Below are 22,148 nucleotides of genomic sequence, written 5' to 3'. Positions count from 1 at the left end.
CCGCACGCGAGCCTGCTGCTCCGCGGGCTCCCTTCCACCGCGAGCCGCACGCTGTCAGCAGGGCTCATATCCGCCCTTGTGCAAGCGGGTCTGGCGGGATGATGGATACACAACCACGGCAGAGCCGCAAGCACGGGATACGCGTACCTCCGACAGGTACCCAGAGGTACGCGGCATCGGCCACCGTGACAACCGGGAACCCACCTTTACAGCCCTCCCAGACCGCCGGGCCGGGAGGGTGCATGAGGTGACAGATGCGTCCCGGGAAGAAACCCGGATGGCGCACCAGGTGCGGAATCCGCACGGTGAACGAACACCTCCGAGCGTAAACTCCCGCCCCGCACCACGCAACAACCACCCCCGTTCCGGCGTGTCAGCCACGACCACTGAGCCGGCTGGCGCTGCCCGTGGGCTGCCCGTAGGCCGCACGCGGGCAGCCCACGACTGGCGGACCGTCATAGCCTGGCGATCCGAACCCCGGTACGATCGATCGGCAGCTCGGCGGTGGTGAACCCGGAGAGGTCGGCCCCTTCGGGTAGCTCACCATCGGTGGTCAACGCCAGCACGCTCGGCCCGCCGCCGGAGACCGTGGCTGCCACCCCACGTGCGCGCAGGTCGCGGACCAGCCGGATCGTCTCCGGGTAGGCGGCTTCCCGGTACTGCTGGTGCAACCGGTCCTCGGTGCCCGCGAGCAGCAGCCGCGGGTCGGTGGTGAGCGCGTGCAGGCCCAGCGCGGCGCGGCCCGCCGTGAACGCGGCGTCGGCGTGCGGCACGCGTTCCGGCAGCAGGCCCCGTGCCTGCGCTGTCGACGATCGGGCATCGGCCACCGCCACGACCGGGCGAACGGTCGGGTGCGGTTCGAGCCGTTCTGCTTGCCAGCGCGTGCCGCCGCAGCTCTCGCCGCCGTCCTGCCAGGCCAGCACGAGCCCGCCGAGCAGGCTCGCGGCGGCGTTGTCGGCATGGCCCTCCAGTTCGGCGGCCAGCTCGAGCGCGGCGCCGTCGAGGTCCTTGTCCGCCAACGCGTATCCAGCCGCGATCCCGGCGACCGCGGCCGCCGCCGACGAGCCGAGCCCGCGGGCGTGGGGGATCGCGTGATGGCAGCGCAGGTACAGGCCCGGCGGTCGCACGTCGAGATGCCGGCAGGCTCGTCGCAGCGCGCGCACCACCAGGTGTTCCTCACCGGTCGGTACGTCGGAGACGTCGCCTGCGCCCGCGTCGACCGGCTCGACCAGCAGCCCGTCGTCGAGCGCCCGCAGTTCGACGATCTCGTACCGCCCGAGGGCGAGCCCGAAGGTGTCGAAGCCGGGGCCGAGGTTGGCCGTCGACGCGGGCACAGTGACACGGAATCCGATCACGCCTGCTCCCTACTCGCCCTACTCGCCGTCGAGCTGTAGCGCCGTGACCACTGCCTGGGGATCCACGGGTAACGGCTCGACCTCCACGTTGCCCTCCAGCGCCGTCGCCGGATCCTTGAGGCCGTGGCCGGTCACCGTGCACACCACGAGCGAACCCGGTGCGATGCGCCCGTCGGATGCGCTCTGCAGCAGGCCAGCGACTCCGGCAGCGGAAGCGGGCTCCACGAAGATCCCCTCGGAAGCGGCGAGTAGCCGGTAGGCCGCGAGGATCTGGTCGTCGGTCACCGCGTCGAACAGCCCGCCGGAGGAGTTCTTCGCCTCGACCGCCGGATCCCACGAGGCGGGGCTGCCCACTCGGATCGCGGTCGCGATGGTATCGGGATCGGCGACCGGCTCCCCATGCACGAGCGGCGCCGCGCCGGCGGCCTGGAAGCCGAACATGCGTGGCGTGGCGTCGATCACATGATCGCCCGCGTATTCGTTGTATCCCGCCCAGTAGGCGGTGATGTTGCCCGCGTTACCGACCGGCAGGCAGTGCACGTCCGGCGCGCGGCCCAGGGTGTCGCAGATCTCCCAGGCCGCGGTCTTCTGTCCGACCAGCCGCACGGGATTGACCGAGTTCACCAGGGTGACCGGGTGATCGAGCGCCGTCTTGCGGGCCAGCTCGAGGCAGTCGTCGAAGTTCCCGTCGATCTGCAGCAGTCGCGCGCCGTGCAGCGTGGCCTGCGCAAGCTTCCCCATCGCGATCTTGCCCTGCGGCACCAGCACCGCGCAGGTCAGCCCGGCCCTCGCGGCGTAGGCCGCAGCCGAGGCCGAGGTGTTGCCTGTGGAAGCGCACAGCACCGCCTTGATGCCGCTGGCCAGCGCGTGGGTGATCGCCACGGTCATGCCACGATCCTTGAAGGATCCCGTTGGGTTGGCCCCCTCGATCTTGACGTAGACGTCGCATCCGGTCAATTCGGACAGCCGGGGGGCGTCGATCAGCGGGGTGTTGCCCTCCCCCAGCGTGACCACCGTAGCGTCGTCCGGGATCGGGATCCTGTCACTGTAGGCATGAATGATGCCCGGCATCTTCGATCGCGAAGCCTGCACCGCGTTCACGAGTCCTCGCCTTCCACCCGCATCACACTGACGACCTCATGCACCACGTCCAGCTCACCGATATCGTCCACCGTGGCGCGCAGCGCCGAATCCGGCGCGGCATGCGTGACCACCACCAGGCTGGCGGTGGAATGCTTGTCCCGCTGCCGCACCGAGGCCAGGCTGACATCGTGCTTGGCGAACACCTGCGCGATCTGCGCGAGCACCCCGGGACGGTCGGCTACTTGCAGGCTGATGTGATACCGAGTCGGGGTATCTCCCATCGGGCGTACCGGTAGCCCCGCATGGGCGGATTCGCGTGGACCGCGCCCGCCCCCCAGCCGGTTACGCGCCACATCGACGAGATCGCCGAGTACCGCGCTGGCCGTCGGGGCGCCACCGGCCCCCTGACCGAAGAACATGAGCTCGCCTGCGCCGTCCGCCTCGACGTAGACGGCGTTGAACGCGCCGCCCACACCCGCCAGCTGGTGGCTGTGGGGGATCATCACCGGGTGCACCCGTACCGATACCGATTCGCTGCCGTCCGGGTCGGTCACCCGCTCGCAGATGGCCAGCAGCTTGACCGTCCTACCGATCATCTTGGCCGCCGCCACATCGGCAGCGCCGACGGAACCGATGCCTTCGCGGTACACATCGGAGGCCGAGACCCTGGTGTGAAAGGCCAGCGACGCGAGGATCGCAGCTTTCGACGCCGCATCGTAGCCGTCCACATCCGCGGTCGGGTCGGCCTCGGCGTACCCGAGGTTGCTCGCCTCCTCCAAGGTCTCGGAGTAGCTGGCGCCCGTGCTGTCCATTGCGGAGAGGATGTAGTTCGTGGTGCCGTTGACAATGCCCATCACACGCGTGATCCGATCGCCTGCCAAGGACTCCCGCAGCGGCCGCACCAGTGGGATCGCCCCGGCCACCGCGGCCTCGTAGTACAGGTCGGCCCCGGAAACGTCGGCGGCCTCCGACAGCTCCGGCGAGTGCTCGGCGAGCAGCGCCTTGTTCGCGGTAACCACCGACTTGCCAGCTCGCAACGCGGTGAGTAACCAGGTCCGCGCGGGTTCGATACCCCCGACCAGCTCGACCACGATATCCACGTCGGAGGAGACCAGCGCCTCGACATCGGAGGTCAGCAGCTCTTGCGGCAACTCGGGATGCTTGTCCGGCCTGCGAACAGCTATCCCGGCCAGCTCGACAGGGGCGCCCGCACGCGCGGCGAACTCGTCGGCCTCCTCGGTGAGCAGCCTGGCGACCTCGCTTCCCACGGTCCCGCAGCCGAGCAGCGCCACCCGGATCGGTGCGGGGTCCGCTCGCCCTGCCGACCTCCGGTCGCCGAGGTCGGCAGCGTGGTCGGCGGAGGGGGCCATCACGACACCTCCAAACGCATCAGATCGTCGATCGTCTCCCTGCGCAGCAGCACCCGCGCGCTACCGTTGCGCACGCCGACCACTGCGGGGCGCGGCTGCCGGTTGTACCCGCTGGCCATCGAGTAGCAGTAGGCGCCGGTCGCCGCTACGGCCAGCAGGTCACCCGCGGCGAGGTTCTGCGGTAGCCAGCAGTCGCGGACGACGATGTCACCGGACTCGCAGTGCCTGCCGACCACCCTGCTCTGCGTCGCCTCGACCGACGGCGAGCCGTCGTCGCTCGAGCGGGACACCAGCCTGCAGTCGTACGCGGCGTCGTACAGCGCCGTACGGATATTGTCGCTCATGCCGCCGTCGACGCTGACATAACGCCGCATCGCACCGTCGCCGAGGGGAACGTCCTTGATGGTTCCTACCTCGTAGAGAGTGATGGTTCCCGGTCCCGCGATGGCGCGCCCCGGCTCCCCGGCGATCCTCGGCATGGGCAGCTCGGCGAAGTCGCACTCCTTACGGACCATCTCCCGGATCTGCGTGACCATCTGGGCAGGCGGCGGCGGGTTGTCCTTCTCGGTGTAGGCGATCCCGAAACCCCCACCGAGGTCGATCAGCGAGAGCTGCTCGGTGATGGCCGGGCCGTGCTCCTCCCGCAGCTGCGCGATCAGGCCGATCACCCTCCTCGCCGCGACCTCGAAACCGTCCGGATCGAAGATCTGCGACCCGATATGACTGTGCAGGCCGATCAGTTGCAGCGACTCGGCCGTGAGCACCATACGCACCGCCTCGGCCGCGTCACCGGCTGCCAGCGAGAACCCGAACTTCTGGTCCTCGTGAGCGGTGGCGATGAACTCGTGCGTATGGGCCTCGACTCCGACGGTGACCCTGACCAGCACCTGCTGGACCACCCCGTGGTCCGCCGCGATCTTGGCCAGCCGGGCGATCTCCGGGTACGAGTCCACAACCACGGTGCCGACCCCGGCCGCCACCGCCTCGCTGAGCTCGTCGATGGACTTGTTGTTGCCGTGAAAGGTGATGCGCTCCACGGGGAACTCCGCGGCTAGCGCCACGGCCAGCTCTCCGCCGCTGCAGATGTCGAGGCTGAGCCCTTGCGCGGCCACCCAGCGAGCGACCTCCTTGCACAGGAAGGCCTTGGAGGCGTAGTGCACCAGGCTGGGATCCTCGAAGGCCTCGGCGTACTCGGCGCACCGCGACTTGAAGTCGGCCTCGTCGACGACGAACAGCGGGGTCCCGTACGTCTCGGCGAGCGCGCGCACGTCCACGCCTGCGATACGCACCACCCCATCCGGGGCCCGGTACGCGTTACGCGGCCATACCTTGGGATATAGCCGATCGAGTTCATCCGATGTGGTCGGTGGATACCCGGAGGTGTCCACGTGCGGGTGTACCTCGGCGTGCCGAGGTCCAGCGGGGTGAGCACACATGTTCCTACATCCGTTCCGGAGCCGATACGCCAAGCAGTCCGAGGCCGTTGGCCAACGTCTGGCGAGCCGCCTCGCAGAGGCCGAGCCTGGCGAACGTCGTCGGTGTCGCTTCCTCGTCACCCTGAGGCAGAACCCTGGCCGCGTCGTAGAACTTGTGGTAAGCGCCGGCCAACTCTTCCAGGTAACGGGCGATCCGGTGCGGCTCGCGGAACTCCGCGGCCTGCGCCACGACCTTGCCGAACTCGCCGATCGTGCGGATCAGCTCGCCTTCCTTGGGGTGGGTCAGCAGCCCGAGGTCCAGATTCGAACCATCGGTTCCGGCCACGGGGGGCAGACCCATCTCGGCCGCGTTGCGTTGCAACGAGGCAAGTCGTGCGTGAGCGTACTGCACGTAATACACCGGATTCTCGGCAGTGTTCTTCCGCAGCAGGTCGAGATCGATATCCACGGGCGAGTCCACCGTGTACCGGGTGAGTTCGTACCTGGCCGCGTCGACGCCAACGGTGTCCACCAGGTCCTCGAGTGTGACCACGGTCCCGGCCCGCTTGCTCATACGCACCGGCTTGCCGTCGCTGACCAGACTGACCATCTGTCCTATCAGGACCTCAACGACGTCCGGGTCGTCACCGAGCGCCGCCGCGGCCGCCTTGAGCCTGCCGATATAGCCGTGATGATCGGCGCCCAGCATGTAGATGCACAGGTCGAAGCCGCGGTCGCGTTTGTCCTTGAGGTAGGCGATGTCACCCGCGATGTAGGCAGGAGCGCCGTCACTCTTGATGACCACCCGGTCCTTGTCGTCACCAAAGTCGGTGGAACGCATCCACCACGCGCCGTCAGCCTGATAGAGGCTCCCCGCCGCCTTCATCGCCTCCAGCACCGCATCGACGGCACCGGAGCTGTGCAGCGAGTCCTCGTGGAAATAGACGTCGAAATCGGTGCCGAACTCGTGCAAGGTCCGCTTGATCTGCTCGAACATCAGCTCGACACCGACACGCCGGAAGACCTCGTCCCGCTCGGTCTCCGGCAGCTCCAACGCACCGGGCTCCGCCCGCATCACCGCATCGGCGATCTCCGAGATGTAGGCGCCGCCGTAGCCGTCCTCCGGCGACGGGCCACCCTGCGCGGCCGCCACCAGCGAGGCCACGAAGCGGTCGATCTGGGAGCCCGCGTCGTTGAAGTAATACTCCCTGGTCACCGCGGCACCCCGCGCCGTGAGGACGCGACCGAGCGCGTCCCCGACCGCGGCCCAGCGGGTGCCCCCGAGGTGGATCGGTCCGGTCGGGTTGGCCGAGACGAACTCCAGGTTGATCGAGCGACCCGCGAGCTCGTCCCCGGTGCCATACGACGCACCCTGCTCCAGCACCTGGCGGACCAGTGTGCCCTGCGCATCGGCGGCGAGCCGGAGGTTCACGAAACCCGGGCCCGCTGCCTCGGCCGAGGCCAATCCCTCGGTGTCGCTGAGTGCCTCTGCCAGCGACTCCGCCAGCTCACGCGGGTTCATCCCCACCTGCTTGGCGACCTGCATCGCCACGTTCGTGGCGTAGTCGCCGTGCTCGGGCTGGCGCGGTCGCTCGATGCGCACCGTATCCGGCAGTACACCGGTGTCCAGGCCACGCGCGGACAGCACCGCGGCGGCCGTCGATCGAACCAGGTCAGCTAGTGCGGAGGGAGTCACCTGGCGAGTGTATGTCGCTGGCGATAGCGTCGCGTCGAGGGGCCGCTCCCGATGTGACACGGTACGAGCTCGTCCCGGCACCGCGAGACGGCACCGGACACGCAGCTGGACACGAACCCGCCGAACGACTGGTTGACGGAGGCTACACACCTCCTGCCTACACTTGGGCCCGTCAGGAGCGATACCGACGCCGCCAGTGAGCAGAGCGCGGCGCGGACGAGACCGCAAGAGACGAGGTCAGCGCAGCATCATGGCCAGAGATAAGCGGAACAAGGGCGGGTTGCGCTCGGGTGTGGCCGCCGCGAGATCCAGCCTTGTCAACACCCGGCAGATCCCGTGGGGGACGATCGCCGCGGTGGTCGCGATCGTCGCCCTCGCGGCCGTGGTGTTCGGTTACTACCTCGTGGAGTCCGCGCCCCAACGCGCACAGGAACAACGCGAGGAAGAGGCCGCCGAACAGTTCACGCCGACCGCGGACAACCCCAACCCGGCGCTGGACATCGAAGGCATCGTCAGCGAGTCGTACGAGCCCGGCCTGCACGTTCAGCCGCCGCAACGTGTCGACTACGACCACAGCCCGCCCATCGGAGGCCCGCACGACGCCGCCTGGGCCGCCTGTAACGGCGTGGTGTACGACGAGCCGGTTCGCTCGGAGGCGATGGTGCACTCGCTCGAGCACGGCGCGGTGTGGATCGCCTACAACCCGGAGGAGGTCGACGGGAACGAGCTGCAGCATCTCGAGGTCCGGGCCGACGGCGAGCCCTTCACCATGATGTCGCCCTACCCCGGTCTCGATACGCCGATCTCGCTGCAGTCCTGGGGCCACCAGCTCAAGGTGGAAGACGCCGAGGACGAGCGGATCGACCAGTTCATCGTCGCGCTGCGCCGTAACCAGAACACCTACCCGGAGACCAGGGGCAGCTGCGATGCGCTCGGCCCGCCGGAGTTCGACCCGGACAACCCGCCGCCGTTCGACCCGAGCCCGCCGGGGGACGACGCCGTTCCCATGGACGCTGGGCAGGAGGACCTGCTCCCGGAGGACGCCATGGGTGAGCTCCCCGACTACGACGAGGAGGAACTGCCCACCGACGGCGAGGGGGATGCCGGTGACGACGAGTAAGACCGGCGGCATACCGGGGCCTGCCGGTGATCGGAGCGCGAGGTGACACGGGGCGGCGAGGACGGCAGCACCGGTTCGGCTACCCCGACGTGGGCGCGCGTGGTGATCTACGGCGGTGCCGCGCTGGCCTTGTTGATTATCGGAGCCACCATCGGCCTGCTGCTGGGCCGGGCCGAGGTGCTCGGCGAGCGCGCCACGCCGGAACCCGGGCCGGTCGACGTCGGGTTCGCGCAGGACATGTCCGTGCACCACCTGCAGGCCGTGACGATGGGCAACTGGGTTCGGGACCACAGCGACAACTCGCACGTGCGGCAGCTCGGCTTCGACATCGCCAGCGCGCAGCTCGGTGAGGTGGGCACCATGGAGGGCTGGCTCACCCTCTGGGACAAGCCGCTTCAGGCGACGGGCGAGTACATGACGTGGATGGATGACGGCTCGCACGACCACGGCGCCACCTCCGGCGACGGCGACGGTGACGAGGCCGAGTCCGAGGCGCCGATGCCGGGTATGGCCACCTCGGATGAGCTCGCCCGGCTGCGGTCGTTGTCGGGTGAGGAGCTGGACGTGTACTTCCTGCAGCTCATGCACCGGCACCACCTCGGCGGCGTCGACATGGCGGAGTACGCCGTGGAGCACGCCCGCGTACCCGCGGTGCGCCAGCTCGCCCAGAGCATGCTCGACTCACAAGGCGCCGAGCTGGAGATCATGGAGAACATGCTCGCGGAACGCGACGCCGAGCCCCTGCCGTTCGAGTCCGGCGGCTGACCACCCGCCGGACCGCGGTCACGCCAACGGATCGCAGTTCTCGGCGGTCTCGGGAGGCTCCACCTGCACCGTGCTGTGCCTGATGTCGTACTCGCGCCACAGCATCTGCCGCGCCCGCTCCAGCACGTCGGGCTGCTCGGCGTCGTCGGCGACGGTGAGGTGGACCGAGGCGACGTCCATGCCCGAGGTCAGCGTCCATACGTGCAGATCGTGCACACCGATCACGTCGTCAAGCCCGGTGAGCCTGGTCGCGAGCTCGTCGACGTCGATCCGTTCCGGTGCGTGCTGGAACAGGATGCGTAGCGAGCGACGGGCCAGGCTGAGCGCCCTCGGGAGCACGAACACCGCGATGGCCACGCCCATGAGCGGGTCGGCGTACCGCCACCCCGTCAGTAGCGTGATGGCACCGCTGATCAACACACCGACCGACGCGAGCAGGTCGGCAAGCACCTCGAGGTAGGCGCCGCGCAGGTTGAGGCTCTCCTTGGCGCCGGAACGCAACAGCAGGAACGAGACCAGGTTGGCCCCGATCCCCACGGTCGCGGCCAGCATGACCGGAAGCCCCGCGACCTCGGGCGGGTCGGCGAAACGGCGGACGGCCTCGTACAGCACGTATCCCGCGACCCCGAACAGCAGCAGGGCGTTGAACAGGGCAGCGAACACCTCGCCCCGGTACATGCCGAACGTCCGGGTGGAGTTCGGCCGGGCACGCTGCGCGATCAGGATGGCGGTCAGTGCCATGCCGATGCCGAACACGTCGGTCAGCATGTGCGCCGCGTCCGACAGCAGCGCCAGCGAGCCGGTGATCACCGCGAGCGTGGCCTCGACCACCATGAAGGTCGCAGCGATCGCGAAAGCAGCGGCCAGTCGCTTCACGTAGCGACCGGATGCGCTGGCCGGTACATCGGCGCTGCCGTGGACGTGCCCCATCATGCCCCTCCTGTTCTCGCCACAGCAGCAATATATAGTGACATGCGCATACTTGCAACAGAGAGAAAGGAGAGTGTGGGCAACACAACCGACCACCGGGCGCTGCCCACCGGCAACGGCCCACCGATCACCACGGGGGAGACCGCTGTGCGGCGCGCTCGCGCCGTACGATAAAGTACCGCCAGGACGTCGACGCGGTCGGCGACTTGATTCGCCCTCGTAGCTCAGCGGATAGAGCACTGCCCTCCGGAGGCAGGTGTCGCAGGTTCGAGTCCTGCCGAGGGCGCATCCACAGACCTCTTGGAACCGGCCCTGGTCAGTGAAAACGCTGCCAGGGCCGGTTCTCGTCGTATCCGGCACTACCCGGCTACGGCCAGCCAGCTCCAGGTGTCGGTGCCCGATGTCTACCCACCCCTACGCCCGATGCCCGAGCGCGGCCTGGATCTGCCACAGCGCGACACCCTCGCCCCCGTCGAGGAACCCGGGTCTCGCCGTGGAACACGCGCCCACCCTCGCCGAAGCCGAAGGTGTCGACATGACGCCACCACAGCCCAGTCAGCTCCGGCGGGCCTCAGCAGACAGGACCTAGTCTAGGCAGAACTCGTTGTCCTCGACGTCCCGCATCACGAGGCAGGCTTCGTTCTCCTCATCGGCAGGTAGCAGGTGCAGACGCCGAGCGCCAAGCGTTTCCAGTCGAGCCGCTTCAGTCTCGAGCGCGCGGACACGTTCATCGCCGGTCAGTCCCATCCCGACTCGGATGTCGAGGTGGAGCCGGTTCTTCACTGTCTTGGGCTCCGGCACTCGTTGAAAAAACAATCGTGGACCGACCCCATCCGGATCCTGGCACGCCCACGCCGAGCCTTGGCGTTCAATGGGAAGTGAGGCATCGAACGCATCCCACGAGTCGAATCCCGGCGGGGTCGGAGGGTCGACATAGCCGAGCGCGGTTTTCCAGAACTGCGCAACTGCTCGGGGATTCGCGCAATCGAAAGTCACCTGAACCTGCTTCACGTTAGTCATCAACCCAGCGTAGGGCCTAGCACCCTCAGACCTATTGCCACCTCGCGGCATGCCACGACAGACGCAGCCGCCGCGGCATATGGTCGAAGACCTTCGACCAGCCAAGATGGCCGTCGCCTGCGCTGACCGTTCGATCCGCGAGGTCGCGCATGGACTCGGCGAGAGTGGTGGCCAGCCCGGCAGCTCGCCCCGTATCGACAATATGCTCGAGAGCGGCCAGTTCCATCTCGACACGATCTTGGTCTCCGGAGTCGGTGGCGGTGTCGATATCGGCGGCAATCGCCTCGAGCGTGTCCGGCAAAATAGACAGTATCCCCAGTGCATAGGGCACGAACGTGCGAGCCGACGCGTCGCCGGAGCGGCGCATCATCGCGGCAGCGTGCACGGAGCTGGTCATGCCGGCGAAGAACACCTCGAGCATCCTGACATCGAACAACGGGGCCAATCCGTGGTCGACACCGAGGAAGTCGGCGTTCCCGGCAAGCACACGCAGCGTCTCGTGGTGCCGCCGGAAGACGGCTTTGTCGCCGGAGTAGAGGATCAAGGCCTCGTCTTTACCGGTGATCGGGACAGACACCATGATCGCCGCTGTCAGGTAGTTCTCGAGACCGGCGTTCGCGGCCCACCGCGCCGTTTCGCGGGCCTGCGTCGGTGTCGCCGAGGTGAAGTTCACCGCCCATGTGTCGGTGGAGATGCCGTGGAGCACGTCTGTGACGATGTCGTGACCCCGGAGGAACACCAGCACCAACTCGGACGCTGCTATCGCGTCGCGGGGGTCGGCGCGACGGTGGCTCCTGCTGCCCGCAGCCGAGCCGCGGCCTCAGCACTGCGGTTCCAGAAAGTGACCCGCGCGCCGTTGGCCAGCAGCGCGCGAGCCAAGGCGGCACCCGTCGGGCCGAGTCCGATCACCGTGATTGAGGGAGGGTTGTCGTATCGAATCATGCCTTCAGCGTCGTACCAACCCCCTTCAGGTACAAGTACACACTATGTTCTCAAGTACTGACTTTTTGGATAGTGAGGTGGTTGCAGCATGCCTGGTCCGAACTTCCTGTGTGGACTCGACGCGGCGATCGACGTCGTCGGGGGAAATGGAAGCCGCTCATCCTTTGGGAACTCAGCGAGGAGCCGCGCCGCTTTGGCGAGCTCCGGCGCGAACTCGACGGGGTCACCGAGCACGTGCTGACCCAACTGCTACGCGAGCTGGAACGCAACGGCATCGTGCATCGCGAAGTGTTCCGCGAAGTGCCACCGAAAGTCACCTATTCGCTCACCGGATCAGGCAAGGCGCTCGACCAAGCACTCGCTGACCTGGGGCGCTGGGGCGAAGAACATATGGCCGAGCTCTCAGCCATCCGAGCCCGCGCCACGCAGTGAGCGTCCCGAGGTCGACCCCGGCCACACAGTCTGGTTGCCGTACTGCCAGTAGAGGACGTCCTCGAGCAGGATCTCGTGCCACTAGCGCAGCCACCAGGTCGTAGGCGCGGGACATGGTTTCCGTGAGAGGGGGCAGGGCGTTGTGCGATGGCGTCGGTACTTCGGGGACTGCTCTGCCGACCGGTGGCTGGCCAGCGGGGTACGACGACGTCCCTGCGGTGCCGGGCGTCCCGCATGCAGCCACTGGGATGTCCACGCTGCACGAGGTGACTGGCGGTGATCCGTCGACGAGTCCCCACCCGGCGGCCCACCGATTTCCCCGCCGCCAGCACCGTCTTCCGCCTGCCGGACCTGGCCGCCGCACGACTCGAGGCACCCTGCGATTCCACGACCGCAGGGCACGCCTTCGGGATCGCCAGCAGCATCACCGAAACGACGTGAATGAGCACCTCGGCACAGGCCGACGAGCCATGGCCGTCGGATCGGGCCACGTCATGTCCATCTGCTTGTATGTGAACTCGAACCACGACATGTATGCCGCCGACGAGGCCAGCGACAGTGGAAGTCCACTTGCGGTGGCGAGGGGCTCCCCTCGCCACCGCGCCGACCGAAGGTCAGCCCGGAAGCTATCGCCTTGCCCTCGCAGCTTGATCAGGCAGCGCCAGCTATTGAAGTGATTCAGGCAGACCGAATCGACTGAACAGCTGACCATCGGCAAAGGATGTAACTGCGAGGATCTTGGCTCCGCGCAACGTGAGTACGTCGATCACCGTCGCTCGGTATATCCCGCTGTCTGCTTCCTGGAGATAGCAACCGACCGCAAGTTGCCCATTCGCACTTGTTGCTCTGTGCCTCCAGCGCTCACGAATCGGGCCGCGGGTGAGGAAGTCCACGATCGCCTGTACGCCGTGGTAGCACTGGCTAGACGGCGGCATCGACCAGGTCGCATCGGCGGCCAGCATTGCGGCGATTGCGTTCACGTCGCCGCGTTCGAACGCGGCCATGTACTCCGCGACGACAGACCGAAGCCGATCATCGCCGAGAGCCCGGAGTGTGACCTGCTGGCTGGGATCGTGGACGCGACTCTGGACGGTCCTCCGCGCATGCTGCAGTGCGCTATTGACCGCCGTCGTGGTGGTCTGGAGCGCGTCGGCTACCTCGCGGGCCGTGAAGCCAAGGACATCGCGTAACAGGAGGGCGGCGCGCTGGTTCGCCGACAGGTGCTGGACTGCGGCGATGAACGCCAACTCCACGCTCTCACGCCACTCGTATCGGGCCTCGGGGCTGGCGAGTTCGCCCCCGGCACCGTCGACAGCGTCCGGGTACGGACTGATCCATGCCATCTCCGGCGGCGAACTGTCGTGAGTCTCACTCGCGGCGCCCGGCAGACCGGCGGGCAGCATTCGGCTGGCCTGCTTGGCGATCGCGGTTAGGCAGACGTTCGTCGCGATCCGGTATAGCCACGTCCGGAACGAGCTGCGACCCTCGAAGCAGGTCAAGCCGCGCCACGCGCGCAGCAGGGCCTCCTGCATCAGATCGTCGGCGTCGTCCAGTGAGGCTGTCATCCGGTAGCAGTGGGCGTGCAACTCACGCCGGTACGGCGCGATCAGCTCGGCGAAGGCGGCCGCATCTCCATCTCGCGATGCCTCCACCAGATCCTGTTCGATGGTGATCACAAGTTCGCTCCTCTCGTTTCCGCGGCACCGGCCGCCGCTGCAGGTACCGACCTCACGGGCCGGTCAACTCATCGCCTTCGGATACCCGGCCTGCTCACCCCGGGTGGATTGGGACCGGCCGAGCAGGGTCAGTGCGGCGATGACGCCGAGCACGGTGACTCCCGCCAACACGCCGAAGGCGAACCGGAACCCTTCGGTTTCGGCCACCGCCGTGGCCGCTCCGGCGTCGATCAACCGGTCGGCGTGGGCGACGGCGACTGCCGAAGCGAGCGCAACGCCGAGAGTGGTACCGATAGCGAACGACGTCTCCTCGATTCCGGAAGCGAGGCCGGACTCATGGTCTGCCACGCCTGTCAACGCGGCGATCTGCGACGCGACGAAGGCCGCGCCCATCCCCACCCCAAAGATCAGCAGCCCGACCAACAGGTCACCTACGAAACGGCCGTCGAGCGGGACTTGCGTCAGCAGCAGGCAGGCCAGGCCGATCAGCGTCATGCCGCCGGAGGCCACCAACCGCAAGCCCAGCCTCGTCACCAAGTGCTGTCCGACGATGACGGCGCCGACGGATACGAGGGTCATGACGACCATGGCCATACCGAACTGGATCGCCGAGTATCCCAGCACCCGCTGCGCGTACAGGGTGAGGATGATCAGTAGGCCGTCCACGGACATACCCGCGATCAGCATGACGAGATTGCCTCCGACCAGCACCTTGGATCGGAAGAGGCGTAGTGGTACCAGCGGAGCCCCCGAGCGGGCCTCAATAGCGACGAAGACGGCGAGCAGCACCAGGGCCGCTACCGCGGGTCCCGCTGTGTGGAATGCCCACCACCCCCGCCCCGGCACCGTGGACAGCGCGTAAACGATCAGCACCAGCGCCGCCGTGATGGCGACAGCACCAGCCACGTCGAAGGAACGTCCACGTGCCCGGCTCTCCGGCAGCAGGACCGGACCCAGTGCCAACACGCCCACGCAGACCGGGACGTTGACCCAGAAGATCCACGACCAGCCCAGACCGTCTGTGATCGGACCACCGAGCATCAACCCCGCAGTGGCGCCCATACCACCCAGACCACCCCACACACCCAAGGCCCGGTTACGGTCACGGCCCTCGGCGAAGATTGTCATCAGGATGGACAGTCCTGCCGGTGTCAGAATCGCCGCTCCAGCACCCTGCACAACCCGGGCCGCAACCAACACATCGCTCGACCATGCCAATCCACACAGCACCGAGGCCGCCGCGAAAACGCCGACCGCAGTGAGGAACACCCGCCGCCGTCCCAGCCGATCTGCCAGTCGCCCGCCAAGCAACAGCAGTCCGGCTACCGTGATCCCGTACGCCGTGATGACCCACTGGATCGCCCCTGGTGAGAAGCTCAGTTCCAGCGCGATGGTTGGCAACGCGGTGTACACGCTGGTGGAATCCAGCACGCCCATGAAGAACGCTGCGGCCACCAGGGCCAGGGCGAACCACCGACGTGAACCAGCTGTGGCCGAACCGAGGTTCTCCGGAGCAGCCGCCAGAAGCCGCGCCCGGTCGTGCTGTCCATGTATCTCCATACCTATACCGACCAGGCCCGCGGCCGGAACTCGTCAGAAGCGAGGCAATCGGGGAGAAACGACCTCGGCGGGACCGAGCCGCGACCATCAATAGGCCGGAAGCTGGCCACCTACGCACTCCATCCAGTGATACACGTGGCACGGTGTGGGGCACGCTACAGTGGGGACCATCGTGGTGGTTGATGGCCTCATAGGCCGGGTGCTTCGCCACCGCTACTGGTAGCAGCCCTAGCTGTCGCACCAACTGCCCCTCGGAAGCAGGTATCGCAGGTTCGAGTCCTGCTGCGGACGCCCCTGGTGACCATCGACTCGGGCGCATCGATCAGGACGATGTCGTCGTGACCGGTCGGTCTGCCATGCCCGACGGCGCACGGCCGTGGCCGATCGGCTACGGCACGGTGTCAACACGGGTGCGGCACAGCAGTCGAGCGCGACCCGGCCCCAGCAGGCACGCGGTGGCCCGGCTTCGGCCACGTGCCTGACGGCCCAACGTGCCAGCCGAGACGCGCCGGTACATCGGTGACCAGTGGTGCTTCCGCACCACGCACCCGCCGTTCAACAGCAGGCTCAGTCGAGATCGGAGTACCCGATCAGCATCGGTGCGATCTGTGCGGTGACCTGCTGCAGCGCCCTGACCAGTTCCGGCAGGCGGTCATCGGTCACCCGGACGGTCGGCCCCTGCAGGGCGACAGCGGCCAATACGTGGCCACCCTGACCGAGTACCGGTGCGCCGACCGCTCGAACACCGGCGTTACGTTCCTCGTCGTTGAGCGCCCACCCGCGCTGCCGAACCAGGTGGAGCTCGTCATACAACCGCTGCGGGTCCGTGATAGTGCGGTCGGTTACCGCGACCAGCTCACCGAGCTGCTCGATGGTTTCGGAGATGTCGCCGGTGAACGCGAGCAGGCATTTGCCCATGGCCGAGGTATGGATCGGCACCCGCGTTCCGGAGGCCTGATCGAACCGTAATGGCTGGTGAGAAGCCGCGTCCAGGATCACGTGGACCTCGTTGCCCGCCCGCACGCCCAGGTTGACCGATTCCCCTGTGGCCTGGGATAACTCCTGCAGCGCCGGCAACGCCCGGTTGTAGCCAAGGCGCTCCGCCGCGTTACGCCCCAGCGCTACCAGTCCGGGGCCGAGCCGGTAGCGCTCGCTGCGCGGATCCTGGCTGAGCAGGCTGCCCTCGGTCAGCGCCCGCGCCAGCCGGTGCGTGGTACTGACGGTGAGTCCGGTCCGCTGTGCGAGCTCCGTGACGCTGACCGAGTCGTCGGCGGATTCGACAGCGCGCAACACGGCCAGCGCTCGCTGCACCGACTGCGCACCTGAGCGACTCTGGCTCACGCTCCCATCAGACACGCGGGAATCTTCGCATACCCCGCGCGACGCGTCCCCCCGGCCGATCACCAGGTCGAACGGATGGACACCCGCAAGGGGTTCTTGCCGGTACGGACTGTCTCCAGGAACTGGGTGACCTCCAGTGCCACGCTGCGGTGATGGGGGCCGTGGAGAACGTCGTGCGCGCTGTCGGCGACGGTGACGAATCTCGCCGCCTTCCAGTACGCCGTCAGCGAGCGGGCCTCCAATGACGGCGCTTCCCCGTCCAACGCGCCATGCACGACCAGCGCCGGGACCGCTCCAGGGCCCGCCTCGATATCCCGTCGATTCAGCGGCCCCGGCAGTCCGGCCAACACCAATGCGTCCAGCGAGATTCCAGGGGTGCGAGCCATGCGGATAGCCGTCACCGCGCCGGTATCGGACCCGAGAACCACCCGGGGAATCCGCCGATCCACCGGTAAACGGCCGAGAACCGTCACCGCGGTATCGATGTCGTCGCCTTCGGCCAACGCGCAGACGTCGTAGCCCGCGCCGGCGAGGATCGCGCCTATGCCGTCATAGGCAGCTGCGGTGTCGGCCAGGGCAGGAAGGATCAGCACGCTGCCACGACGATGCTCGTTCGACGGTGACCAGGACGCCGTCACCGTTCCGGCCGTTGATTCCATCGTCATCGGCTCACTCCTGCGAACGGAACGGACGGGGTCATCCTGTCGTCGGGTTGTTCCTCGTATCCGGGATGGCACCACAAACCACGACGCTGGAGGCGTGGTAACACACCCTCTCCGAACCAGTACGCTTCCTCCAGATGTGGATGTCCGGAGAGGATGAACTCGTCGATCCCCAGCTCTTGGTACTCGGCTATGCGGTCGGCGACCTCAGCGTGGCTTCCCACCAGCGCGGTTCCGGCTCCACCTCGCACCAGGCCGACACCTGCCCACAGGTTCGGGGAGACCTCGAGGTCGCGGGTACCGCCCCCGTGAAGGTCGAGCATGCGGCTTTGGCCCTCCGACTCGCTGCGGGCCAGACCCCGCTGGACCCGCTCGATAGTGCTCGGGTCAAGGGCGTCCAGTAACCGGTGGGCCTCTGCCCACGCTTGCTCGGAGGTGTCCCGCGTGATGACGTGTAGGCGGATCCCGAACCGCACTCGCCGCCCCGCGGCGCGGGCGAGCGTGCGGATCCTGTGGATCTTGGCGGCTACCGCCTCAGGTGGTTCACCCCAGGTCAGGTACACGTCGACGTGTTCAGCGGCGATGGTGACGGCGGCCTCCGAGGATCCGCCGAAGTATACCGGCGGCACTGGATCCGGCACGCGGCTGAGCTGCGCTCCTTCAACCCGAACGTACTCGCCTGCGAAGTTGACCAACGTGCCGTCCCACAACGATCTGACGACCCGCAGGAACTCTCCGGTCCGCCGATACCGCTCCTCCTTGGACAGGAAGTCGCCATAGGCACGTTGTTCGTGGCTCTCACCTCCGGTGACCACGTTGAGCAGCAGCCTGCCGTTCGAATGGCGCTGGAACGTGACCGCCATCTGCGCGGCCAGTGTCGGCGAGACCAGTCCGGGGCGGAAGGCCACCAGGAACTTCAGCCGTTTGGTGACCTCGGTCAGCATCGCGGTGGACAGCCACGCGTCCTCACACCAGGCCCCGGTCGGCGTCAATGCGCCGACGAACCCGAGTTGCTCGGCGCTGCGGGCGATCTGTCCGAGATACTCCAGGGTCGCAGGCCGGGAACTGCCGGTGGCAGCCGTCCGCAGGCCATGCCCGCCGATGACGAGGTAGCGGCTGTCGCCGTATGTCGGCAGGAACCAGTGGAACGTCAGAGACATCGTCGCCTCCACGACAATCGCTACGAAGCAGTAATCAGCCGATCATCACGGTGTATGACCATGGAAAATTCATCCACAATGGCCGTGAGTTCCCGCTCGGCATGTTCGTCGAGCGCGACCCCGTCAGCGGTGACGGTGATCAGGCGGTCGAGGACGAAGTAACCCTGCACGATGTGATGCGCACCCAGTGAGTTGAGCACCGGACGCATCGCGTAATCGATGGCCAGTACGTGCGCTGATGTGCCGCCGGTGGCCAACGGGAGTACGGTCTTGCCTGCGAACGCGTACTGGGGCAGCAGGTCCAACAACACCTTCAGGACACCCGAGTACGCCGCCTTGTACACCGGCGAGGCCACGACGATCCCGTCGGCGGCAGCGATCGCTTCGGTCACTGTCGTGATCTCGGGGTGGGTGGCATCCGCCGACAGCAACGCCTCGGCCGGTAGGTTACGCACCGCTATGGAGTGGACATCATGGCCGTCCGAGCGCCACCGGTCGGCAAGGTGTCCCAGTAGCGCCGCGGTACGCGACGCCGCCGATGGGCTCCCGGTCAGCACCAGAATGGAAGTCATTTCGCTCCTTGTCAGATCTGGCCGCTACGGGGAGGACGTGTCGCGTTGAGGGCGTAGCGGCCGATGTGCTGCACCTTCCAACGCGCGGGATCGTGCAGTGAATGCGTCCGGGCGTTGCGCCAGTGCCGGTTGAGATTCAGTGACGCGCTCGTCGAGCTGGTGCCTGCGAGTTCGAACAGGGCGTTGGCGGCCTCGACGGCGGTACGCCCGCCGAACGCTTTGGCGGTGGCCACCGCGATGGACGCCTCGGCGGCGGAGCCGTTGGACGGTTCCGGCCGTGCCCGGTCAACGGTATCGGCGGCTGTGGCCAGCAGCGCCTCAGCGGCCCGTAGCTGGATCTCCATCTCGCCGAACTGGTGGATGACCAGCGGCTCCTCGGCCGCGGACGCGGCACCGGAGTCCTTCCACGGCCTGCTTCGCGTGCGAACGAACTCCCCCGCGTCATCCAACGCCGCTCGCGCGATCCCGACATCGATCGCCGCATGCAACAGCTGCGCCAATGCGCCGTGTACCTGCGGACGTTCGAACGTCCGGTAGTGCGGAACGACGTGCTCGGCAGGCACGGAGACGTGGGACAACCACACGCTGCCACTGGCCGTGGTGCGCTGGCCCATGCCGTCCCAGTCGTCGATCACCTGCACGCCCGGCGAACCACCCGGCACGAACGCCACGACCTGCCGATCATCGGCGTCCTTGGCCAGCACGCCGATCCACTGCGCGGCCAGCGCGCCGGTGGCGTACTTCTTCGTCCCCGACAGCACGAATCCACCGTCCCAGGCGGGAGTCAACCGCGTATGGATGTCCAATGCGCTGCGACCGGATTCCGCTTGGGCATTGCCGAACCGTTTACCCGCGAGCACCTCACGGTAGAAGAACCGCTTCTGCTCTACCGAACCGTTCTCCTCGAGCACATTGACGTAGACGAAGTGACCTTGTGGGATCTGGGCGATGTTCGGATCGGCCCACGCCAACAGGCGAAACACCTCGGTCAACGTGCGCACCGACACGTCAGCGCCGCCATACGTTCGCGGCACGGTGATAGCCAGCAGGCCACTGGCAGCCAGCTCATCCAGCTCGGCCAGGGGCAGCCTACGCTGGGCGTCACGTTCGGCAGCACCCGACACGAACTGTTCAGCGAGCCGTCGCGCCGTGGTCAGTGCATCCCCGTCACCGGTGATCACCGTGGCGGTCGCCCACTCGGTGTCGGTCGTTTCCCGGGACGCGTTCATGGGTACCACGTCGGCTCCGGGTGTTCGGTGTGCGGCAGGGTTGCCATCCGCTGGTCGACCTTGGCGACCACGCGGGCGCAGCGAATCCGCGTCTCGGCCTCGGCCGAGGTCGGCCGCGTGGTCCAGTGATGCGGAGCCTCGATAACCGTCATGACGTCGCCCCCACCGCGACCGGGTCGCCGGTCCGGTCCAGCTCGGCTTCCAGCTCTCGCACGATCGGCAACACGTGCTTGCCGAAGTACTCGACGTCCTCGTGATAGTGCAAGAACCCCAGCAGTAGCAGGTCCGCGCCCCGGCGTTTGTACTCGATGGCCCGTCGGGCGATCTGCTCCGGTGTGCCGATCAACCCGGTACGGAATCCGTCGTTGTACTGCACCAGATCCTCGAACTCCGAGTCGGCCCACATCCCCTTATTGTCCGATGTGGAGTTCCCTGCCTGCTGCACCGCGGAGCGGAAACCCTCGACCGCCTCGACGTTGGCCTTGTCGACGATTTCCCGCACGACGGCCCGGGCTTCGGACTCGGTTTCTCGAGCCACGACGAACCCGTTGAGCCCGAACCGGACGGTGTGGCTGTTCGCCGCCGCATGGGCCCGAACCTCGTCGACCTGTTCGGCGAAACCGTCGAAGTCCTTGCCGTTGCTGAGGTACCAGTCGGATACTGTGCCTGCGAGCTTGCGTGCCGCGGTCGAGTTCCCACCCTGAAAGATCTCCGGGTGGGGCCGGTCCGCGGACGTCACCGGCTTGGGTTTGATGTCGAAATCGTGGATCCGGTAGAAGTCGCCGAGGAACTCGGCGTGGTCATCGGTCCAGAGCTCCTTGAGCACGCGGATGAACTCGGTTGCCCGACGGTAGCGTTCGTCGTGCTCGAGCCAGGGCTCGCCGAGACCGGTGAACTCGTCCTTGAACCAGCCCGACACCACATTCACCGCCGCGCGTCCGCCGGAGAGCTGGTCGGCGCTGGCGATGAACTTGGCCAGCACGCCGGGATGCCAGAGGCCGGGGTGGATCGCCGCGATGACCTTCAGCCGCTGCGTGGCCAGGAGCAATGCCAGGCTGAAGCCGGTTGATTCATGCTGGTAGGCCGCGCCGTAGCTGGCGGTGTAGCGGACCTGCGAGAGTGCGTAATCGAAGCCGTTGTTCTCCGCGAGCTGGGCGAGCGTGACGTTGTACTCGTAGCCCCAGTCAGTGCGCTGCTCGATGTCGCTGGTGACAAGGCCACCGCTGACGTTCGGGACCCAGTAGGCGAATTTCAAGGGTTGCGATGGGGTGTTGATAGACACAGGTTTCCTCCGAGATCGGCTGCTTTCGGGTGATCGGCGTTCAGCGTGGGCAGTACTGCGAGCTCGTCAAGGCCAGGTCTATGTACCGGCGCCGAGTCAGGGCATTGAACGAGGTGGGCCTGCTCGGCTCGCCCATGTTCCAAGAGGGAGCGGGCGACAGGTCCGATGTCGGTGCTGACGACCGGCTCGGTCTCGTCGCCGATCCCGTGCCGGTATCGGTCACCGCACTGAGGGCATCGACCGTCCGGAGCGCCGGGGCAGGCGCTCGGTCGGTTTCGACGTCGGGCTGGGCGACACCCCGTACGTGAGCGGCGCCCGAGGGACTGGACATAGCTCGACCGTCCCAGGTGGGTACCCCCTGGTCAATTTTGCGGGATAAAGTTCCATATTGCGGGACCGCCTATCGGGTGTCACGCACCCGAGATCGCCCTGGTGCTCAGCACGGCGGACCACCGCCACGTCTGCCCACCCGCAGACAGGTAGGCGAACGGAAACCCGCATGATTCCTGGAACATCGACGCCTCCACACCGCGCTGCC

At 67.3% G+C, this 22,148-nt stretch carries 22 protein-coding genes, 1 tRNA gene and 1 pseudogene; 5 read left to right on the top strand and 19 right to left on the bottom strand.

The window, feature by feature from the left end; all coding sequences use genetic code 11:
• Positions 1-455: 455 nt before the first annotated feature.
• From thrB to argS, 5 genes are read right to left on the bottom strand one after another with little or no spacing between them, the layout of a single operon-like run.
• Positions 456-1,355: a homoserine kinase gene (gene thrB / locus F8178_RS04680; protein ID WP_317493379.1), complete on the bottom strand. Its 900-nt coding sequence runs from the start codon at positions 1,353-1,355 to the stop codon at positions 456-458.
• 18 nt (positions 1,356-1,373) lie between these two features.
• Entirely contained in the window at positions 1,374-2,426 is a 1,053-nt protein-coding gene (gene thrC, locus F8178_RS04675; RefSeq protein WP_317493501.1) for a threonine synthase, read from the bottom strand.
• A 26-nt stretch (positions 2,427-2,452) separates the two neighbouring features.
• On the bottom strand, positions 2,453-3,808 hold the full coding sequence (locus F8178_RS04670; RefSeq protein WP_317493378.1) for a homoserine dehydrogenase: 1,356 nt from the start codon (positions 3,806-3,808) through the stop codon (positions 2,453-2,455).
• The gene (gene lysA, locus F8178_RS04665; RefSeq protein WP_317493377.1) at positions 3,808-5,244 is read right to left on the bottom strand and encodes a diaminopimelate decarboxylase; all 1,437 of its coding nucleotides are present in this window, start codon (positions 5,242-5,244) and stop codon (positions 3,808-3,810) included. The genes F8178_RS04670 and lysA overlap by 1 nt, the downstream gene beginning before the upstream one ends.
• A 4-nt stretch (positions 5,245-5,248) precedes the next feature.
• Positions 5,249-6,919, bottom strand: a complete 1,671-nt coding sequence (argS, locus tag F8178_RS04660) for an arginine--tRNA ligase (protein ID WP_317493376.1) — start codon at positions 6,917-6,919, stop codon at positions 5,249-5,251.
• Positions 6,920-7,169: 250 nt separating this feature from the next.
• Here argS and F8178_RS04655 point away from each other — a divergent pair, with 250 nt between their 5' ends.
• Both F8178_RS04655 and F8178_RS04650 read left to right on the top strand, forming a co-directional pair.
• Positions 7,170-8,039 (top strand): DUF3105 domain-containing protein, encoded by an 870-nt coding sequence (locus tag F8178_RS04655; RefSeq protein WP_317493375.1) that lies wholly within the window; start codon positions 7,170-7,172, stop codon positions 8,037-8,039.
• A 42-nt stretch (positions 8,040-8,081) separates the two neighbouring features.
• Positions 8,082-8,804, top strand: a complete 723-nt coding sequence (locus F8178_RS04650) for a DUF305 domain-containing protein (protein WP_317493374.1) — start codon at positions 8,082-8,084, stop codon at positions 8,802-8,804.
• Between the two features lie 18 nt (positions 8,805-8,822).
• On the opposite strand, the gene F8178_RS04645 is transcribed toward F8178_RS04650, so the two are convergent.
• Positions 8,823-9,737 carry a cation diffusion facilitator family transporter gene (locus tag F8178_RS04645; RefSeq protein WP_317493373.1) on the bottom strand — a complete coding sequence of 305 codons (915 nt, stop codon included), beginning with the start codon at positions 9,735-9,737 and terminating at the stop codon, positions 8,823-8,825.
• Positions 9,738-9,947: 210 nt separating this feature from the next.
• On the opposite strand from F8178_RS04645, the gene F8178_RS04640 reads away from it, so the two are divergent.
• Positions 9,948-10,020 (top strand) — tRNA-Arg (locus F8178_RS04640).
• Between the two features lie 128 nt (positions 10,021-10,148).
• On the opposite strand, the gene F8178_RS04635 is transcribed toward F8178_RS04640, so the two are convergent.
• From F8178_RS04635 to F8178_RS04620, 4 genes are all read right to left on the bottom strand, one after another.
• Complete coding sequence (locus F8178_RS04635) at positions 10,149-10,271, bottom strand: hypothetical protein (protein WP_317493372.1); 123 nt, start codon at positions 10,269-10,271, stop codon at positions 10,149-10,151.
• Between the two features lie 48 nt (positions 10,272-10,319).
• On the bottom strand, positions 10,320-10,754 hold the full coding sequence (locus tag F8178_RS04630) for a VOC family protein (protein ID WP_317493371.1): 435 nt from the start codon (positions 10,752-10,754) through the stop codon (positions 10,320-10,322).
• A 31-nt stretch (positions 10,755-10,785) separates the two neighbouring features.
• The gene (locus tag F8178_RS04625; RefSeq protein ID WP_317493370.1) at positions 10,786-11,427 is read right to left on the bottom strand and encodes a hypothetical protein; all 642 of its coding nucleotides are present in this window, start codon (positions 11,425-11,427) and stop codon (positions 10,786-10,788) included.
• A gap of 86 nt (positions 11,428-11,513) precedes the next feature.
• A complete protein-coding gene (locus tag F8178_RS04620) occupies positions 11,514-11,696 on the bottom strand; it encodes an NAD(P)-binding domain-containing protein (protein WP_317493369.1) in 183 nt (60 codons plus the stop codon).
• Positions 11,697-11,784: 88 nt separating this feature from the next.
• On the opposite strand from F8178_RS04620, the pseudogene F8178_RS04615 reads away from it, so the two are divergent.
• Together F8178_RS04615 and F8178_RS04610 are read left to right on the top strand one after the other, a co-directional pair.
• Positions 11,785-12,128 (top strand): annotated as a pseudogene (locus tag F8178_RS04615) (winged helix-turn-helix transcriptional regulator).
• 276 nt (positions 12,129-12,404) lie between these two features.
• Entirely contained in the window at positions 12,405-12,569 is a 165-nt protein-coding gene (locus F8178_RS04610) for a hypothetical protein (protein WP_317493368.1), read from the top strand.
• A gap of 224 nt (positions 12,570-12,793) precedes the next feature.
• On the opposite strand, the gene F8178_RS04605 is transcribed toward F8178_RS04610, so the two are convergent.
• The 9 genes from F8178_RS04605 to sfnG all read right to left on the bottom strand — a co-directional run bounded on the left by F8178_RS04605 (position 12,794) and on the right by sfnG (position 21,610).
• Complete coding sequence (locus tag F8178_RS04605) at positions 12,794-13,804, bottom strand: sigma-70 family RNA polymerase sigma factor (protein ID WP_317493367.1); 1,011 nt, start codon at positions 13,802-13,804, stop codon at positions 12,794-12,796.
• Positions 13,805-13,867: 63 nt separating this feature from the next.
• Positions 13,868-15,364 carry an MFS transporter gene (locus tag F8178_RS04600; protein ID WP_317493366.1) on the bottom strand — a complete coding sequence of 499 codons (1,497 nt, stop codon included), beginning with the start codon at positions 15,362-15,364 and terminating at the stop codon, positions 13,868-13,870.
• Between the two features lie 567 nt (positions 15,365-15,931).
• The gene (locus F8178_RS04595; protein WP_317493365.1) at positions 15,932-16,705 is read right to left on the bottom strand and encodes an IclR family transcriptional regulator; all 774 of its coding nucleotides are present in this window, start codon (positions 16,703-16,705) and stop codon (positions 15,932-15,934) included.
• A gap of 59 nt (positions 16,706-16,764) precedes the next feature.
• Positions 16,765-17,370 carry an alpha/beta hydrolase gene (locus F8178_RS04590; protein ID WP_317493364.1) on the bottom strand — a complete coding sequence of 202 codons (606 nt, stop codon included), beginning with the start codon at positions 17,368-17,370 and terminating at the stop codon, positions 16,765-16,767.
• Complete coding sequence (locus tag F8178_RS04585) at positions 17,367-18,527, bottom strand: LLM class flavin-dependent oxidoreductase (RefSeq protein WP_317493363.1); 1,161 nt, start codon at positions 18,525-18,527, stop codon at positions 17,367-17,369. The genes F8178_RS04590 and F8178_RS04585 overlap by 4 nt, the downstream gene beginning before the upstream one ends.
• 20 nt (positions 18,528-18,547) lie before the next feature.
• Complete coding sequence (gene ssuE, locus F8178_RS04580) at positions 18,548-19,099, bottom strand: NADPH-dependent FMN reductase (RefSeq protein ID WP_317493362.1); 552 nt, start codon at positions 19,097-19,099, stop codon at positions 18,548-18,550.
• Positions 19,100-19,110: 11 nt separating this feature from the next.
• Positions 19,111-20,328: an SfnB family sulfur acquisition oxidoreductase gene (locus tag F8178_RS04575; protein ID WP_317493361.1), complete on the bottom strand. Its 1,218-nt coding sequence runs from the start codon at positions 20,326-20,328 to the stop codon at positions 19,111-19,113.
• Entirely contained in the window at positions 20,325-20,480 is a 156-nt protein-coding gene (locus F8178_RS04570; protein ID WP_317493360.1) for a hypothetical protein, read from the bottom strand. The genes F8178_RS04575 and F8178_RS04570 overlap by 4 nt, the downstream gene beginning before the upstream one ends.
• The gene (sfnG, locus tag F8178_RS04565; RefSeq protein WP_317493359.1) at positions 20,477-21,610 is read right to left on the bottom strand and encodes a dimethylsulfone monooxygenase SfnG; all 1,134 of its coding nucleotides are present in this window, start codon (positions 21,608-21,610) and stop codon (positions 20,477-20,479) included. Before sfnG ends, F8178_RS04570 begins: the two co-directional genes overlap by 4 nt.
• Positions 21,611-22,148: the final 538 nt, after the last annotated feature.

It is taken from the genome of Haloechinothrix sp. LS1_15 (genome assembly GCF_033042135.1).
Taxonomy (GTDB): domain Bacteria; phylum Actinomycetota; class Actinomycetes; order Mycobacteriales; family Pseudonocardiaceae; genus Haloechinothrix.
Note: the sequence above shows the minus strand (reverse complement) of the source record. Positions and strands in the feature narration are given on the sequence as shown.

What these genes read in the sequence shown, in the direction of transcription:
- F8178_RS04600 (WP_317493366.1), bottom strand. Translation starts at nt 15,364, where the DNA reads ATGGAGATACATGGACAGCACGACCGGGCGCGGCTTCTGGCGGCTGCT.
- F8178_RS04590 (WP_317493364.1), bottom strand. Translation starts at nt 17,370, where the DNA reads ATGACGATGGAATCAACGGCCGGAACGGTGACGGCGTCCTGGTCACCG.
- lysA (WP_317493377.1), bottom strand. Translation starts at nt 5,244, where the DNA reads ATGTGTGCTCACCCCGCTGGACCTCGGCACGCCGAGGTACACCCGCAC.
- F8178_RS04655 (WP_317493375.1), top strand. Translation starts at nt 7,170, where the DNA reads ATGGCCAGAGATAAGCGGAACAAGGGCGGGTTGCGCTCGGGTGTGGCC.
- F8178_RS04670 (WP_317493378.1), bottom strand. Translation starts at nt 3,808, where the DNA reads ATGGCCCCCTCCGCCGACCACGCTGCCGACCTCGGCGACCGGAGGTCG.
- F8178_RS04575 (WP_317493361.1), bottom strand. Translation starts at nt 20,328, where the DNA reads ATGAACGCGTCCCGGGAAACGACCGACACCGAGTGGGCGACCGCCACG.
- F8178_RS04635 (WP_317493372.1), bottom strand. Translation starts at nt 10,271, where the DNA reads ATGTCGACACCTTCGGCTTCGGCGAGGGTGGGCGCGTGTTCCACGGCG.
- F8178_RS04630 (WP_317493371.1), bottom strand. Translation starts at nt 10,754, where the DNA reads ATGACTAACGTGAAGCAGGTTCAGGTGACTTTCGATTGCGCGAATCCC.
- F8178_RS04570 (WP_317493360.1), bottom strand. Translation starts at nt 20,480, where the DNA reads ATGACGGTTATCGAGGCTCCGCATCACTGGACCACGCGGCCGACCTCG.
- F8178_RS04585 (WP_317493363.1), bottom strand. Translation starts at nt 18,527, where the DNA reads ATGTCTCTGACGTTCCACTGGTTCCTGCCGACATACGGCGACAGCCGC.
- ssuE (WP_317493362.1), bottom strand. Translation starts at nt 19,099, where the DNA reads ATGACTTCCATTCTGGTGCTGACCGGGAGCCCATCGGCGGCGTCGCGT.
- F8178_RS04645 (WP_317493373.1), bottom strand. Translation starts at nt 9,737, where the DNA reads ATGATGGGGCACGTCCACGGCAGCGCCGATGTACCGGCCAGCGCATCC.
- F8178_RS04620 (WP_317493369.1), bottom strand. Translation starts at nt 11,696, where the DNA reads ATGATTCGATACGACAACCCTCCCTCAATCACGGTGATCGGACTCGGC.
- thrC (WP_317493501.1), bottom strand. Translation starts at nt 2,426, where the DNA reads ATGCCGGGCATCATTCATGCCTACAGTGACAGGATCCCGATCCCGGAC.